This window comes from Bradyrhizobium sp. UFLA01-814 (assembly GCF_046718885.1).
Lineage (GTDB): Bacteria > Pseudomonadota > Alphaproteobacteria > Rhizobiales > Xanthobacteraceae > Bradyrhizobium > Bradyrhizobium elkanii.
This window is the reverse complement of the sequence record NZ_JAQOSR010000032.1, coordinates 43,001-58,907: the sequence shown is the minus strand read 5'-3', so window position 1 is coordinate 58,907 and position 15,907 is coordinate 43,001. Positions and strand designations below refer to the sequence as shown.

14 protein-coding genes and 1 tRNA gene are annotated in these 15,907 nt (G+C 63.8%); 5 read left to right on the top strand and 10 right to left on the bottom strand.

The window, feature by feature from the left end; translation table 11 throughout:
• Nucleotides 1-77: 77 nt before the first annotated feature.
• From PMN64_RS12650 to PMN64_RS12635, 4 genes are all read right to left on the bottom strand, one after another.
• A complete protein-coding gene (locus PMN64_RS12650; RefSeq protein WP_411780929.1) occupies nt 78-947 on the bottom strand; it encodes an MBL fold metallo-hydrolase in 870 nt (289 codons plus the stop codon).
• Between the two features lie 315 nt (nt 948-1,262).
• Nucleotides 1,263-1,877 (bottom strand): glutathione S-transferase family protein, encoded by a 615-nt coding sequence (locus PMN64_RS12645; RefSeq protein WP_038385276.1) that lies wholly within the window; start codon nt 1,875-1,877, stop codon nt 1,263-1,265.
• A gap of 297 nt (nt 1,878-2,174) precedes the next feature.
• A complete protein-coding gene (locus PMN64_RS12640; RefSeq protein ID WP_411780928.1) occupies nt 2,175-3,017 on the bottom strand; it encodes a fumarylacetoacetate hydrolase family protein in 843 nt (280 codons plus the stop codon).
• Between the two features lie 157 nt (nt 3,018-3,174).
• Nucleotides 3,175-3,813, bottom strand: a complete 639-nt coding sequence (locus tag PMN64_RS12635; RefSeq protein ID WP_411780927.1) for a TetR/AcrR family transcriptional regulator — start codon at nt 3,811-3,813, stop codon at nt 3,175-3,177.
• 172 nt (nt 3,814-3,985) lie between these two features.
• Here PMN64_RS12635 and PMN64_RS12630 point away from each other — a divergent pair, with 172 nt between their 5' ends.
• Nucleotides 3,986-4,357 (top strand): hypothetical protein, encoded by a 372-nt coding sequence (locus PMN64_RS12630; protein WP_411780926.1) that lies wholly within the window; start codon nt 3,986-3,988, stop codon nt 4,355-4,357.
• Nucleotides 4,358-4,795: 438 nt separating this feature from the next.
• Here PMN64_RS12630 and PMN64_RS12625 read toward each other — a convergent pair whose 3' ends face one another.
• The gene (locus PMN64_RS12625; RefSeq protein ID WP_411780925.1) at nt 4,796-5,647 is read right to left on the bottom strand and encodes an MBL fold metallo-hydrolase; all 852 of its coding nucleotides are present in this window, start codon (nt 5,645-5,647) and stop codon (nt 4,796-4,798) included.
• Between the two features lie 118 nt (nt 5,648-5,765).
• On the opposite strand from PMN64_RS12625, the gene PMN64_RS12620 reads away from it, so the two are divergent.
• Nucleotides 5,766-6,179, top strand: a complete 414-nt coding sequence (locus tag PMN64_RS12620; RefSeq protein ID WP_411780924.1) for a DUF3775 domain-containing protein — start codon at nt 5,766-5,768, stop codon at nt 6,177-6,179.
• Nucleotides 6,180-6,417: 238 nt separating this feature from the next.
• Here the strand turns inward: PMN64_RS12620 and PMN64_RS12615 are convergent, their stop codons facing one another.
• The 3 genes from PMN64_RS12615 to PMN64_RS12605 form a co-directional block, all read right to left on the bottom strand.
• Nucleotides 6,418-7,407 (bottom strand): NADPH:quinone reductase, encoded by a 990-nt coding sequence (locus tag PMN64_RS12615; protein ID WP_411780923.1) that lies wholly within the window; start codon nt 7,405-7,407, stop codon nt 6,418-6,420.
• 167 nt (nt 7,408-7,574) lie between these two features.
• Nucleotides 7,575-8,357 (bottom strand): SDR family oxidoreductase, encoded by a 783-nt coding sequence (locus PMN64_RS12610; protein WP_038385271.1) that lies wholly within the window; start codon nt 8,355-8,357, stop codon nt 7,575-7,577.
• A 148-nt stretch (nt 8,358-8,505) separates the two neighbouring features.
• On the bottom strand, nt 8,506-9,021 hold the full coding sequence (locus PMN64_RS12605) for a CvpA family protein (RefSeq protein WP_411780922.1): 516 nt from the start codon (nt 9,019-9,021) through the stop codon (nt 8,506-8,508).
• Nucleotides 9,022-9,133: 112 nt separating this feature from the next.
• On the opposite strand from PMN64_RS12605, the gene PMN64_RS12600 reads away from it, so the two are divergent.
• Nucleotides 9,134-9,895 (top strand): SDR family NAD(P)-dependent oxidoreductase, encoded by a 762-nt coding sequence (locus PMN64_RS12600; RefSeq protein ID WP_411780921.1) that lies wholly within the window; start codon nt 9,134-9,136, stop codon nt 9,893-9,895.
• A 449-nt stretch (nt 9,896-10,344) separates the two neighbouring features.
• Here the strand turns inward: PMN64_RS12600 and PMN64_RS12595 are convergent, their stop codons facing one another.
• The gene (locus PMN64_RS12595; protein ID WP_411780920.1) at nt 10,345-11,952 is read right to left on the bottom strand and encodes a GMC family oxidoreductase; all 1,608 of its coding nucleotides are present in this window, start codon (nt 11,950-11,952) and stop codon (nt 10,345-10,347) included.
• A 115-nt stretch (nt 11,953-12,067) separates the two neighbouring features.
• Complete coding sequence (locus PMN64_RS12590; protein WP_411780919.1) at nt 12,068-13,501, bottom strand: aldehyde dehydrogenase family protein; 1,434 nt, start codon at nt 13,499-13,501, stop codon at nt 12,068-12,070.
• Between the two features lie 317 nt (nt 13,502-13,818).
• On the opposite strand from PMN64_RS12590, the gene PMN64_RS12585 reads away from it, so the two are divergent.
• Together PMN64_RS12585 and PMN64_RS12580 are read left to right on the top strand one after the other, a co-directional pair.
• Nucleotides 13,819-13,895 (top strand) — tRNA-Met (locus tag PMN64_RS12585).
• A 132-nt stretch (nt 13,896-14,027) separates the two neighbouring features.
• On the top strand, nt 14,028-15,326 hold the full coding sequence (locus PMN64_RS12580; RefSeq protein WP_411780918.1) for a tyrosine-type recombinase/integrase: 1,299 nt from the start codon (nt 14,028-14,030) through the stop codon (nt 15,324-15,326).
• Nucleotides 15,327-15,907: the final 581 nt, after the last annotated feature.

Below are 15,907 nucleotides of genomic sequence, written 5' to 3'. Positions count from 1 at the left end.
ATCCTAAGTCTCGTGGGCTCGGAGATGTGTATAAGAGACAGCAAGCGGGGCGAGGTGAGCGCAGCAGGCGGCGCCAGCTACATCGTCTCGCACACGAACCCGTTGCCCTTCCGCCTGATCTTGCCAATCGACGGCGAAGGGAAATGCGCGGGGCAGCACAGCGTGTCGGTGTCGCAATAACGCTCCAGGAAGCCGCGCCGCGTCTTCGCGGCTAGCGCCTGGTCGACATCGAACTTCGCCGACAGCTCCGGATAATGCGTCTGGATCGGCGAGTGCATCAGATCGCCCGAAAAGACCGCAGCGTCCTTGCCGCGGCCGAAGGCGAAGGCGACGTGGCCCGGCGTGTGGCCGGGCGTCGGCAGGATGCGGGCGTGGTCGCCGATCGCAAAATCATGGCCGACGATCTCCGCCCGCTTGGCCTCGACCACCGGCAGCACGCTGTCCACGAAAGGCGGGACCTCCGCCTTCGCGTTGCTCTCGGTCCAGTAGTCGAACTCGGCCTTGTCGAACACGTAGCGCGCGTTTGGAAAGGTCGGCACCCAGCGGCCGTTCTCCAGCCGCGTGTTCCAGCCGACGTGATCGACATGCAGATGCGTGCACATCACATAGTCGATGTCACCGACCGAAAAGCCGGCTGACGCCAGACTGCGCAGATAGTTGTCGTCGGTCTTCATGTTCCATTTCGGCCGCGCCGGCCGCGGCTTGTCGTTGCCGATGCAGCTGTCGATCAGGATGGTGTGGTGCGGCGTCTTCACGACGTAGGACTGGAACGCCAGGATCAAGGTGTCGCTATCGTCGAGCGCGCCGGTGGCCTGCATCCAGCCGCGGTTATCGGCGAGCACTTCCGGCGTCAGCCCGGGCAGCATCTCGTGCGCGGGCAGGAATGTCGTCTCCTGCTCGACGATGCGATGAATGGTGAGATCGCCGGCGGCAAACTTCAGGCTCATGGTGATTCCTTGGCGTTAGCGTTTTCGAGCGAAGTGGAGTCCGGTTCGCGTGAAGAAAACGCGCAAGAAAATTCTAGTGCGCGTCGCGCACGGCGGGAGTGATGATGTTGGCAAGGATATCCATCGCCGCAAGGCCTTCCTTGGGCTGGCCGTACCGGGCTGCCGCCGCCATCATCACAAGGTCGAGATCGCGACAATGACGGCGAGATATTGTCCGGTCGTGGTTGAACCCGGCCGGCGATGCACAAGACCTGCGCCGGAAGGTGAGAGGCGGGGAGGCATTCGCGCGTCACATGCTCCCCGCGGTTGCCTTGGTTACGCCGCCGGCGGCGCCGAGATCTTCACCGACGGCCGCTCCAGCATTTTCTGGTAGAAGGCGTCGAGCTTGGGATAGGCCTTGCGCCAGCCGCAATCGGCGAAGCGGAAATCGGCATAGCCGAGCACGCAAACGAGGCCGATCTGCGCGATGTCGAACGACGAGCCGTTCAGCACGTCCGGTCGGTTCTCGAACCGCGCCATGCCGGCCCAGGCCCTGTTCCAGTGATCGTCGTGCCAGGCCTGCCACAGCGAGCCCTGCGGCCGCACCATCTTCTCGTAGCGGCACAGCAGCATGGAATCGAGCATGCCGTTGAGCAGGGAGTGATCGGTCTTCAGCTTCCAGCGCCGCGGGCCGTAGCCCGGGATCAGCCGGCCGCCGCCGAGCTCGTTGAGATATTCGACGATGACATAGGAATCGAGGATGACGTCGCCATGGTCGAGGATCAGCACCGGCAGCTTCTTCAGCGGTGAGATCTTGGAATATTCGTCATTGGCCGTGCCGGGCGCGACGGTCGCCGGCACCAGCTCGATCTTGTCGATCAGGCCGAGCTCGATCGCCGCGATGCGCACCTTGCGGGCGAACGGGGAGGCGGGAGAGAAGGTGAGTTTCATGGAGATGACCTCGTTTCGCAAACACGGTCGTCATCCTGAGAGACCGTGAATGTATGACTCTCGATGACGCAACATGCTCGATGTCGTCCCGGCCTAGTGCGCAATTGCGCACGGGAGCCGGGACCCATAACCACCGAAGGTCATTGTTGCGCGACGCTGGGGCCACAGCCTTCTAACAACTCAACCCTGTGGTTATGGGTCCCGGCTTTCGCCGGGACGACGAGGGGAGAGATTGCGCTGTATCCCCGTCATCCCGCGCAACGGCAAAGCCGTTGCGCGGGATGACGATCCCGTAAACTACGCCCCAACGATTTCCTGGCGCTGTTCGCCGAGGCCCTCGATGCCGAGCGTCACGACGTCGCCGACATCGAGATATTGCGGCGGCTTCATGCCGGTGCCGACGCCGGGCGGGGTGCCTGTCGTGACGATGTCGCCGGGCAGCAGCGTCATGAACTGCGAGACGTAGGAGATGCACTTCGCCATCGTGAAGATCATGGTCGAGGTCGTGCCGGTCTGGCGGCGCTGGCCGTTGACGTCGAGCCACATCGACAGCTTCTGCACGTCGGCGATTTCGTCCTTGGTGGCGAGCCACGGGCCGACCGGGCCGAACGTGTCATGCGACTTGCCCTTGGTCCACTGTCCGAGGCGCTCGATCTGGAAGTTGCGCTCGGAGACGTCGTTGCAGATGCAGTAGCCGGCGACGTGGTTCAGCGCGTCGGCCTCCGAGACGTACTTGGCGCGGGTGCCGATGATGGCGGCGATCTCGACTTCCCAGTCGAGCTTGGTCGAACCGCGCGGCTTCTCGACCGGATCGTTGGGACCGGACAGCGCGGTGTTGGCCTTCAGGAAGAAGATCGGCTCGGACGGGATCGGGTTGCCGGTTTCCTTGGCGTGGTCGGAGTAGTTCAGGCCGATCGCGACGAATTTGGAGATGCCGGTGACCGGGGCGCCGAAGCGCGGCTTGCCGGAGACGGCGGGGAGGGAGGCGGGATCGAGGGCGGAAAGCTTCTTCAGCGAGTCCGGCGTGTAGGCGTCGCCGGTCAGGTCCTTCAGATGGGTCGACAGGTCGCGGAGCTGGCCCGATTTATCGATCAGACCGGGCTTTTCCGCACCCTTTTCGCCATAACGAACAAGCTTCATGTTGATCACTCCCTACGATGTCCTGAGGATTGTTACTGGTATACCTCGACACGCTTCATGGAACAGCGCGGGAGGAAATTCAACCGCTTCACGGCCATGGCATTGCAGCCATCACCTGCCGGCGTAGCCGCTGTGAGCCGGTTCTTTCAAATGCCGGTCATGATCGCGGACGCGGCGCGGCCAGCATCCGCGTGAACATCTCTTCCAGCAGCCGGCATGATGGCTCGGGATCGAGCGTGCCCGCGACGATCGCATCGTCGGCCACGGCATGCATCCCGTCGAACACGATCAGCGCCGCGCTGCGGGCGTCCGGGAACGCCCAGACGCCGGCCTTCTGGCCATCCTCCAGCACGGCGACGATCTGGGCGATCACGTCGTCCTTTTCCTGCGACTGCCGCTGATGATGGGGGAAGTCGTGAAACACGACGTCATGCAGCTCGACATTGGCGAGATAGGTTCCGACGGCGCCGCGCAGCCAGGCCGACAGCCGCCCGGCGTGGTCATCCGCGGCACGTTCGCCGATCGCCGCCGCCACCCGGGCGAGGAAGTCCTGCGCGAAGCGCGTGCGCAGGGCGATGATCACATCCGCCTTGGTCGCGAAGTAGTGGTAGAAGGTGCCCTTCGCGACGCCGGCCCGGGCGGCGATGTCGTCGATCGTGGTGGCCTCGATGCCCTTCGCGATGAAGAGGGCCGCCGCAGCCGACATCAGGTCGTCGACCCTGACCTCGGCGGGCTGGGTCCGTCTCCAGCGTTGCGCCGCGCCGCGCGTGGCTGCCGCCTGCCGTTTCCCGATCATACCGTCAGCATCCATCCGTACCTGATATCCGATTCTTGGATCGCATATTTAGAATGGTTTTGAAATGGCTTAGATGAATTGACCGACTGTCAGTCGATAGATATTTCTGCCGGGGGCCGTCCGGGTCCGCGCGATCGGCACGGTCTGGCGCCGTCATCATGAGGAAGCTTCCATGAAATTCTTTCGCGAGGCCGAGCCCGGCATCTTCATCGCAACCGGCCGTCTGCAGACCGAGCAGGACGGCTGCGACTGGACCGCGGAATACAGCGAGCTGCTTGCCGCAAACCGACCGCTCGCCGTGATCGTCAACGTCAACGATCAGCCGGAGGTCGCCGCCGGCAAGCCGATGGTGCTGTGGATGAAGGCGCGCAAGGCCGAGCTCGGCCGGTTGATCCGGGTCACCGTCTACATCGCTGCTGATGACGAGGAGCGCGCCGAGCTCGAGCGCAACCTTCCCGGACGGGCCAAGGCCTTGCCCTATCCGGCCGCGATCGCCGCCAGCGAGGCGGACGCGCTCTTCCTCGCGCGCGCCAGTTTGATCTAGGAAACGAGGCTGGATAAAACTGCGCTCCCTCTCCCGCTAGCGGGCAGGGCTATCGCATTTCGTGGCGGTGCCCTCGTGGCCATCCTTCGAGACGCCCGCCTTCGGCGGGCTCTTCAGGATGAGGTCTTGTTTTGCGGCACAATAGTAGACCCTCATGGTGAGGAGCGCCGCTTGCGGCGCGTCTCGAACCACGAGGCCAAGCACTTGCCCGGTCGCCAAGGGGCATATGCGATAGCCCTGCGCTTGCGGGGGAGGGCTGGGGAGGGGGTCTCGCCGCGAGTCACCTGGTGGAGAGAGCCTCCACCCGCCGCGCTCTGGCGCGCAAGTGCGCTGCCGAGCGCGTCGACCTAAGAGCGAGCTTCGCTCGTCTCGACCCCGCAAGCGTGAGAGGTGCAGCGAATCTGTTGCGACACTGATTCAACCGAGAAACATCACGCTCTATGCCTCCAGCGCGACGAACCTGAACGCGTCGCCGTCGCGCTTGATGTGGCCGGCATTGAAATGCCCGCCGATCACCAGCGTCGGCGTGTCGGCAAAGCGCGAGAACAATTCGCGCCGCGTCGCGGCCGATTGCTTCTGGTCGGAGTCCGCGGTCGACGACCAGTCGAGGTGATACATCTGGCAGGGATGATGCGCGACATCACCGGTCAAGAGGCCTTCCTCGCCGCCGGACCTGATGTGGATGCTCATATGGCCGGGGCTGTGTCCCGGCGTCGGGATCAGCGTGATTTCTTCGGTCAGCCGGTGGTCGCTCGGCACCAGCTCGGCCTTGCCGGCATCCGCGATCGGCTTCACCGAGTCGGCGAATACGGCCGCATGTGCGGGATCGTCGCTGTGGTCGCGCCAGTGCTCGTATTCGGTCTTGCCGAACACGTAGCGGGCATTGGCGAAGGTCGGCACCCATTTGCCGCCGACGAGTCTTGTGTTCCAGCCGACATGGTCGACATGCAGATGCGTGCACAGTACGGTGTCGATGGTGTCGGGCGCAAATCCGGCCGCGGTCAGCTTCTCCAGGAACGGATCGCTGCGGTTGTTCCAGGTCGGCACGTTGCGGCCCTGCTTGTCGTTGCCGAGCCCGGTGTCGACGATGATGCGGTGCTCCGGCGTCTCCACCAGCAGCGAATGGATCGACATTTTCAGCCGGCCATCCTCGTTGGCAAAATGCGGGATCAGCCAGGGCAGGCTCTGGATCTCCTCCCGGCCGGCCAGCGGCAGGATGAAGCGTGTGCTGCCGACGGTCTCGAGCTCGACGACCTTTGTGATTTTGACCTTGCCTACGGTCCAGTGCATGCGGCGTGCCCTCCGTTTCTTGTTGCTCTTGCCGGACCATGCGGGTTTCCGCGCGCCGGCGCAATGGATCAAGTCGGCGCCTCCCGCGTTACCGCCTCGTTGGAAGAAGGAGTGTGCAATGCCGGAACTCGCAATCTCCCCTGAAAAAGTTGGCTTCTTGATCGAGAAGGCGCGGGAATTCGATGTCAAGGAAGGGATCGTCGATCCCGACTCCGGCTCGAACGGCGCCGACGACGAGATGATCGACGTGCTGGAGGACGACGGCAACGATCCGGTGGCGCGCGAGATCACCGGCTTCATCAACGCGCTCAGCGAGGACGAGCAGGTCGACCTCGTCGCGCTGATGCGGCTCGGCCGCGGCGACGGCACGATCGAGGAATGGGCCGATCTCCGCCGCGAAGCCGCCCGCGGGCGCAACGGCCGTACCGCGAGCTATCTGCTGGGCGAGCCCATGCTCGGCGATTTCCTCGCTGAAGGGCTCGACGAGTTCGGCCTGTCGCCGAGTGACGAGCGCATCACGCCGATCCACTAAGCAGCCGCATTGTTCACCTGACCTCGCCCCGCAAGCACCGGGCAATCGCATATGGAATGGACCGATTCTTCCGCGCCGTCATGGCCGGGCTTGTCCCGGCCATCCACGTCTATTCTTCGCGTGGAAACGAAGACGTGGATGCCCGGGACAAGCCCGGGCATGACGAGTTTGTGGGAACTCCGATCGCCTCAAACGGCCATATGCGATTGCCCTACCGCGTGCGGGGAGAGGGAGAAGATTATCGCGCGCAGTCGACGATCACGGTGCCGATCTTGTCGCCCTTCTCGACGGCGAGATGGGCGTCGGCGGTCTCAGCGAGCGCGAATTGCCCGGCGATATTGTGCACGCGGGTACCCGATGTCAGCCATTGGGTGATGTCAGCCTGCGCGGCCGCGAGCAGCGGTGGCGGCAGTGCGAATAGCACCAGCGAGCGCACGGTGATGCATTTCTCCATCAATTCGCGCACCGGCAACGTCGGCGTGCGGTTGCCGTTGGTGGCGTAGACCGCGATCGTCGAGTTCATCGCCATGATCTTCAGCGTGGTCGCGAGATTGCCGCCGAAATCGACGTCGATCACGCGGTCGACACCGCGGTTCTCGGTGAAGGCCATCACCTTGGAGACGACATCCTCGGTCCGGTAGTTGACGACGGTGTCGGCGCCGGCGAGCCGTGCCTCGACGTCCTTGACCTGCGAACTGACAGTCGCAATCACGCGCGCGCCGCCCCATTTTGCCAATTGCACGGCGTAGTGACCGACCGCTCCGGAGCCGCCGGTGACCAGCACCGTCTGCCCGGAGATCGGGCCGTCCGCGAACAGCGCGCACCACGCGGTCATGCAGGGGATACCGAGCGTCGCGCCGGCCGCGAACGATACGTCCTGCGGCAGCGGCGTCACCAGATAGTCGGCAAGCGTGATGTATTCGGCCGCGGTGCCGAAGGCGCGGCCATTGCGCTGGCCGTTGAACAGCCAGACGCGATCACCGACCGCAAAGCGGGTGACGCCTTCGCCGACCTGGTCGATGATACCGGCGCCGTCGCTGTTCGGGATCACGCGCGGGAATTCCATCGCGTGATAATTGCCGCTGCGGCGGCCGACATCGGCCGGGTTGACGCCGGACGCCTCGAGGCGAACCCGGACTTCGCCGGGACCTGCGTCGGGCGTCGGCATCTCGCCGACGGTGAGCACCGTCGGCGCCGCACCGGTCCGTTCGTACCAGACCGCTCTCATCTATCGTCCCTTTTCCGAAGTTCGTGAACTCGTCCAGCGACCTCTTGCGCGAACTTCGGAAAGCAAGAGGGCGCTGGCAAGAGTCATAGGTCTCTGTGCCGCTTGACCGATTTGAAGCTCCCAATCGGTCTCGCCGCATATAGTGCAGGAGCTTCAAATCGGCAGCACTAGAGGGTGCCCGGGAAGGCGCCGCCATCGAGCAGCAGGTTCTGCCCGGTGATGAAGCCGGCCTTGGCGCCGCACAGGAATGCGCAGGCATAGCCGAATTCGTCGGGATCGCCGAAGCGGCCGGCGGGGTTCAGCTTGGCGCGCTCGGCCAGGACCTGCTCGGCCGAGATGCCGCGCTTCTCGGCCTCGGGCTTCGCGGTGCCGCGCAGGCGGTCGGTCTCGAACGGGCCCGGCAGCAGGCCGTTGATGGTGACGTTGTTGATCACGGTCTTGCGCGACAGGCCGGCGACGAAGCCGGTGAGGCCGGCGCGGGCGCCGTTGGACAGGCCGAGGATCTCGATCGGTGCCTTCACCGCGGCCGAAGTGATGTTGACGATGCGGCCGAACTTGCGCGCCATCATGCCGTCGACGGTGGCCTTGATCAGCTCGATCGGCGTCAGCATGTTGGCGTCGATCGCCTTGATCCAGTCGTCGCGGGTCCAGTTGCGGAAATCGCCCGGCGGCGGGCCGCCGGCATTGTTGATCAGGATGTCCGGATCGGGGCAGGCCTTGAGCACGGCTTCGCGCCCGGCCGGGGTCGTGATGTCGCCGACGATCTCGGTGACGGTGACGCCGGGGTGGGCTTTGCGGATTTCGTCGGCGGTCTGCTTCAGCGCCTCGGCGCCGCGCGCCGTCAGGGTGACATGCACCCCCTCATTGGCGAGCGCGATCGCGCAGGCGCGGCCCAGTCCCTTGCTCGATGCGCAGACGATGGCGCGGCGGCCTTTGATTCCAAGATCCACGGTTCACTCCCTGTGATGTCGGGTCGGTTTGTAAAGGTTTGATGGCGCCATTCTAGCCAAGCTCGGCGGCGCCGATAAGGGACGTGCAATGCATAAGTGCATGCCGGGCAGGAACAGGCGGGTGAGCACGTTGGAGCAGGGCAGGAGGCTAGATGCGTTGCTCGCGCCGCAGCCGCTCGATCGCCATGGTGGCTTCGGGCGGCAGCGAGCGGAATCCGGCCTGTCCGGCCGCGGAGAACAACGGCCGCAATTGCGATCCATTGAGGAACTGCGGCTGCCTGGCGAGCGGCACCAGCTGATCGAACACCAGCACCAGCGTGGTCACGACGAGACCGACCCTGATGACGCCGAGCAGCGCGCCGCCGAGGCGGTCGCCGATCCCGATCTCCGAGCCGATGGTGTCGTCGAGCATCGTCCGCGCCATCTTTCCGAGGATGACGCCGATCAGCAGGAAGAGGCCGAACAGCAGCACGCCATTCGGCGGAAACGGCGACGACGGCAGCGTCGCGATGTGGGGCCCGATCATCGCCAGCGCGGCGACCGCGAGCGGCATGGCGACGAGATAGGCCAGGATGGTGACCGCGCTGCGCAACAGGCCGGTCGTGAAGCCGGTCACCACCGCGAACACCAATCCGACGATGATGGCAAGGTCGAAGAGGTTCATGGATTAAGGAATTCCCTGCCCGAATCTCCTGCGATCCCCTGGTTGATCAAACCTGCTTACATCAGGGACAATTGTCGCTATCAATCGTCCGCTTCAATCCGGGAACCTGTCGATGTCCGACCTATTCGATGTCAGTAAAGAAATCATCCTCATCACCGGCGCCTCGCAGGGGCTCGGGCGACAATTCGCCCGCGTGCTGGCGGCGCATGGTGCCGCGGTGGTGCTGGCCGCGCGCCAGGTCGCGAAGCTGAAGAGGCTTGAGGAAGAGATCAAGGCCAAGGGCGGCCGCGCCGCCGCGGTGCAGATGGACGTCGCGGAAATCTCCGGCATTGCGCAAGCGCTCGACGCCGCCGAAGCCGCGCTCGGTCCGGTCACGGTGCTGATCAACAATGCCGGCATCGCGATCGAGAAACTGTCGACCGAGCAGACCGAGGCGGATTGGGACGCCGTGATTGGCGCTAATCTGAAGGGCGCCTACTTCCTCGCCACCGAACTTGCGCGGCGCATGATGGCGCGCAAGCAGCCGGGCAATATCATCAACGTCGCATCCGTGCTCGGACAGGGCGTGCTCAAGGCGGTGTCGCCCTATGCGATCTCCAAGGCCGGCATGATCCAGGGTACCAAGGCAATGGCGCTGGAACTCGCCGGCAACAACATCCGCGTCAACGCACTGGCGCCGGGCTATATCGATACCGAGATGAACCATGATTTCTGGTCGACGCCGGCGGGCGAGCGGCTTGCCAAGCGCATTCCACAGCGCCGGGTCGGCGCCGAGTCCGATCTCGACGGCGCGATCATGCTGCTGGCCTCGAACGCCTCGCGCTACATGACCGGGACGGTGGTGACGGTGGATGGCGGCTTTCTGTTGAACTAGCTTTGTAGCCCGGATGAAGCGCAGCGAAATCCGGGGAGCATGCGTGAAGGTCCCGGATTACGCTTCGCTCCATCGGGCTACGATTGCAACGGATCCGCGTATATCGTCGTCCACCGCCGTCATCGCCCGGCCTGTGCGCAATTGCGCACATGGACCGGGCGATCCAGTACGCCGCGGCCGCTCGGCTCAAGCACTGCGGTCTCTGGAATACTGGATCACCCGCATGCGCGGGTGATGACACGGAGCAAGCTGAGGGCGTCTGCGCAATTTTCGGGATAATAGAATAATGCCGCTGATTTGCCCGACGAGTCAAGTCGCCGTGTCGAAGTCGGCAGCCCCGGCTCCTTTGCATGGGGTTGTTTTCGATATTTTTGCAGTGCGGCCCTGCGACGGCAGCCTCATAGGGTGGGCAAAGGCGCTCTTGCGCCGTGGCCACCCTACGCATCTGGTCACCCCGCCCGCATCTCCGCCCTGATCATATCCGCCGCCTTCTCGCCGATCATGATGGTCGGTGCATTGGTGTTGCCGCCGATCAGGGTCGGCATGATCGAGGCGTCGACCACGCGCAGGCCTTCGAGACCGTGCACGCGCAGCTTCGGATCGGCCACCGCGAGCGGATCGCCGGTGCCCATCTTGCAGGTGCCGACCGGGTGATAGACCGTGTCGACGCGCTCGCGCAGGATGCTGCGGATGTCGTCGTCGGTGCGGACGTTGGATGTGAATACATCCTTCTGCTGCAGGGCGCGCAGCGCCGGCGCTTCCATCAGCCGCCGTGTGGTCTTGTAGCCCGCCACCATCGATTCGAGATCGTCTTGCTCGCCGAGGAAGTTCGGGTCGATCAGCGGCGCCTGCATCGGGTCACTGCCGGCCAGCGCGACGCTGCCGCGGCTCTTCGGCCGGAGCAGGCAGACATGGCAGGAGAAGCCGGTGCCGCCGTGGCGCTTGCGACCGTGGTCGTCGACCATCGCCATGCCGAAATGCAGCTGGATGTCGGGGATGTCGAGATCGGGCCGCGTCTTCAGGAAGCCGCCGCATTCGGCGAAGTTCGAGGTGAGGGGGCCGCGGCGCTCGCGCCGATATTGCATGATGGCGCGGACGAGCCGCGGCATGCCCTTCAGCGAGATACCGGCGAAGTTCGGATTGTCGGACATGTAGCCGAAGATGAAATCCGGATGGTCCTGCAGATTCTGGCCGACACCGGGCAGATGATGCACGCTGGCGAGGCCGTGCCTGCCGAGCGCTGCGGCGTCGCCGACGCCCGACAGCATCAACAGCTGCGGCGACTGGAACGCGCCGGCCGCAAGGATGACCTCGCGCCGTGCGCGGAGTTGCTTCAGCTCCTTGCCCTGCCGGTATTCGACGCCGACCGCGCGCTTGCCCTCGAACAGGATGCGCGTCGCGTGCGCATTGGTCTCGACGCGCAGATTGGCGCGCCTGCCGATATGCGGATGCACATAGGCGCGCGCCGCGCTCCAGCGCTCGCCGTTGCGTTGGGTCACCTGGTAGATGCCGAGGCCCTCATGGTCCTCGGCATTGAAATCCTCGCGGATGCGGAATTGCGCCTCCTGCGCCGCCTGCAGGAAGCTCTGCTGGATCGGATTGCCGGAGCGCAGCTTGTTGACGGCGAGCGGGCCGCCCTTGCCGTGATACTCGCCGTCGAAATCGGCGTTGTTCTCCGAGCGCTTGAAATAGGGCAGTACGTCGGCGAACGCCCAGCCGGTATTGCCGAGCGCGGCCCAGTGGTCGTAGTCGGCGCGATGGCCGCGGATGTAGACCATGGCATTGATCGCCGAGGAGCCGCCGAGCCCCTTGCCGCGCGGCTGATAGCCGATGCGGCCGTTGAGCCCCTTTTGCGGCACGGTGTTGAAGGCCCAGTTGTTGACGGTGCCCGCGACCATCAGCACCAGCGCGCCGGGCGTGGTGACGACCCAATTGTCATTGGTGCCGCCGGCATCGAGCAGCGCCACCGACGTCGCCGGATCCTCCGACAGCCGCCCAGCCACCGCGCAGCCGCCGGAGCCCGCGCCCACCACCACGAAATCGAATGTGTCAGTCACGAATGTTCCCCCTTGGTCTTCGTTTTGCGTCATTGCGAGCAGAGCGAAGCAATCCATCTATTCGTTGTGCGGGACCATGGATTGCTTCGCCACGCTCGCAATGGCAGCGTGATTCTTACGACAACAACCGCATCAGCTTCTCCAGCCGCGCGACCTTCGCGCCATAGGGCGGATAGAGATCGGCAAGCCGGTTGAACCGCGAGCGGTAGAACACCGGCTTGAACTTGGTCAGCGTCTTGAATCCCCACTCGCCGTGATAGGCGCCGGCGCCGGAGGCGCCTACGCCGCCCATCGGCTCATGGGCCTGCGCGAAGTGGAACAGGCAGTCATTGACGGTGACGCCGCCGGACACCGTGCGCGCCAGCACCGCATCGCGGGCGGCGCCATCGGTGCCGAACCAGTACAGCGCCAGCGGGCGATCGCGGCTGTTGACGAAGGCGATCGCCTCCGCCGCATCGCGCACGCCGATGACCGGCAACAGCGGCCCGAAGATCTCCTCCTGCATCACCGTCATGTCCGGCGTCGCGTCGACGATCACGGTCGGCGGAAATTTGCGCCTCGCCTTCCACTCGCGGTCGTTCGGCGCCGCCGGCTGCATGATGGTCGCGCCTTTTGCGGCGGCGTCGGCGACCAGCCCCTCGAGCCGCGCATAGTGCCGATCCGAGACGATCGACGTGTAATCGGCGTTATTGGGATCGGTACCGAACATATGCTGCATGTGGCCCTGCAGCCGCATCGCGAAGGGTTGCACCGCGGCCTGCGGCACCAGCACGTAATCGGGCGCGATGCAGGTCTGGCCGGCATTGAGCAGCTTGCCATAGGCGATGCGCTGTGCGGCTTCGTCGATATCGGCGGAGCCGTCGACGATTGCGGGCGACTTGCCGCCGAGCTCGAGCGTCACCGGCGTCAAATTGCGGCCACAGGCTTCGGCCACCAGCCGGCCGACGCGGGTCGAGCCGGTGAAGATCAGATGATCGAACGGCAACGCGGCAAACGCCCTTGCGATTTCGTCGTCGATATCGGTGACCGCGAGCTCGGTGACGTCGAATTTCTTGGCGATCGCCTCGGTCAGCAGCTCGGCGAAGCGCGGCACCAGCTCGCTCGGCTTGATGATGGCGCGGTTGCCGGCCGCGATCGCGGCGACTGCGGGCGCCAGGGTCAGCTGCAGCGGATAATTCCACGGCGCGATGATGCCGACCACGCCGAGCGGCTGCGGCATCAGCCGGTTCTTGGCCGGCGCGAACTGCACCGTGGTCGGGACCCTCCGCGGCGCCATCCACCCCTTGAGATGCTTGGCCGCGTGCCTGATCTCGCCGAGCACCAGCATGGTCTCGGCGATCGCGGTCTCGACGGTGGAGCGGTGGCCGAAATCGGCCGAGATCGCCGCCTCGAATCGCGCCTCATTCTCGGTCAGCGCGGCGCGCAGGCGGCGCAGCCGGTCGAGCCGTGCCTGCAATGTCGGCGCCGGCTCGCCGCGTGAGAGCTCGAACTGGCGATGAAAGGCCTCCTCAAGCGCATGCAGCCCCGGGCTCTTCAACGGCCGGTCCATGGCATTTCCCCCGCGGATGACGTCTTCTTGACGGATTTGTTGCGCGCCAAGCTCCGCTTTTGCGCGCGGTCTGGCAAGGCCCGGTTCCCGGCGGCAAATCCTGCCGGGGCAGCCGGCGATTTCGACGTCACAAAATCCTCAAAAACCCGCATCCGGGGCTTTCCAAACCGGGCTCACGTTGATACATACGCCCCGCACCCGATGGCTTCGGCCCGGGTCGCCTTCTCAGGAAGCCCCCGGACGGATCGATCGGCGCCGTTGAAAAGCGTTGGCCGGCCGGCTCAGGCACCCTTTCTGCAAGGCACGCAACGGTTTAACGCGGGGTGGAGCAGCCCGGTAGCTCGTCAGGCTCATAACCTGAAGGTCATAGGTTCAAATCCTATCCCCGCAACCAAATATTCGATGTATTACAAAGGGTTAGGCGAAAGCCTAACCCTTTAATTTTTCGTAAATGCCCTAGCACACGCCTAGCACAAAATTCGACTAGTGACCGGTTCCGCGCTATCCTGGGTTGAGGAGGTGCGAGATGGCTCGGCACGAACTCTTAGGCGGCCTGGTTCAGGTTTACCGACGCGGCGAAGGCCGCTCCTGGCACTGTTCCGCCTCCATCGATGGCCGCCAGTATCGCGTCACGACTGGCGAGGACGACCTCGTTCTGGCCAAGCAATATGCGGAGGATTGGTATCTCGGGCTTCGAGGCAAGGCAAAAGCAGGTCTCCTCAAGGAGAATGAAAAGACCTTCCGCCAGGCGGCCGAGCAGTTCTTGAAGGAATACGAGGTGATCACCGAGGGCCATCGCAGCAAGCGATGGATTGAGGGTTACGGCATACGGTTGCGCCTCCACCTGTTGCCATTTTTCGGCGACATGGGGCTATCCGAGATCACGCCCGGTAAGGCGCAGGAATACCGGGTGCACCGAATCGCAACCTTGAAACCGAGGAAGCCTCCAGCACGAAGCACCATTCACGATGAAATCGTGACACTGCGGCAGGTGCTCAAGACGGCCATTCGGCACGAATGGCTGGCGCACCTTCCTGACTTCTCCCCGCCATACAAGTCGCAGGGGAAAGTGGTGCACCGGCCTTGGTTCAGCCCAGAGGAATACAAGCAACTGTACACAATGACCCGGGAGCATGCGAAGGCGAGCCTTCCGCATCACCGCTGGAATGCCGAGCAATTGCACGACTACGTGCTGTTTCTCGGCAATACGGGCTTACGTCCTGACGAAGCAAAGAACCTCCAGCACCGCGATATTACGATTGTGGAGGAGGGGCGTCGCGGCGATCGGATTTTGGAAATCGAAGTGCGCGGAAAGCGCGGTGTCGGTTATTGCAAGAGCACGCCGAGCGCAGTGCTTCCCTATGAGCGGCTGCTCGGTCGCCCGAAGTATGTACCGCAGGGGAAGGCGCGAGAGAGGAAGAAGAATCCTCGTCCTGTGATGCCTCCACAGTATCCGCAGCCGACTGACCCGGTGTTTCCTGGTAATCACATCAAGCTATTCAATCGGCTCCTGGAAAAGAGCAGTCTGAAGCTCGATCGCGATGGCAAGCCGCGAACGGCCTACAGCCTGCGTCACACGTATATCTGCATGAGGCTGATGGAAGGTGCGGATATCTACCAGATCGCCAAGAACTGCCGTACCAGCGTCGAGATGATCGAGAAATTCTACGCCGCACACATCAAGAATACCCTGGATGCTACAGCCATCAACGTGCGGCGCCCGAAGTCGGTGCGACAGGTGAAGCCGTTGATTTTAAGTGAGCCTACCATTCTCGTCGATCCTTCTGCCCTTGGAGCCTCAGAGACCAGAGATGTTGACGCTTAGCGGGCCAAGCTGGGCACGCACTTAGAGCCCGCAGGGGCTCCTCTTACGAGCCGGTAGCGGCTCGCCTTTTGCGCGCAGGCGCACTTGCTTGCTGGCTCTCTGATGTGTCCCTCGCCGGAGGCTCTCGGAAAAGCATCTGCCTACGGCACCGCTATCACTGATGCGTTCCCGGGTACCGTTGTTAACCGGTCTCGGAACTCCGCGGTCGGCTTGTTCGTTTTCCGCGCTGAAGACCTTTGAGGAGGGAAAACGAGTCGCTCTCTACGCACTCTTTAAGCTCAGGGGCGCGAAGTCTCGGCTCTATATTTTTTAGGACTTGGGCACGAGTACAACTGCCCATGAACGAGTTCACCTCACCTTGTACGAGAAGAGAGCACTTGCCGCTCGTAGCCAACGAGATACCAACGCCCCGCAAGCGACGCTCGAAAGCGAAAGCCGCCTCCGACCCGATCCAGGCTCGATAGCAGCGAGAAAGTGGTGTAATATTACCACTTAGTGGAAAATTAACCATAATCGAGGCAGAAATCACAAGCGACACGCTTGCACAGGACCTGGCTTGTTCTATTTTTGTTCTAAACGGA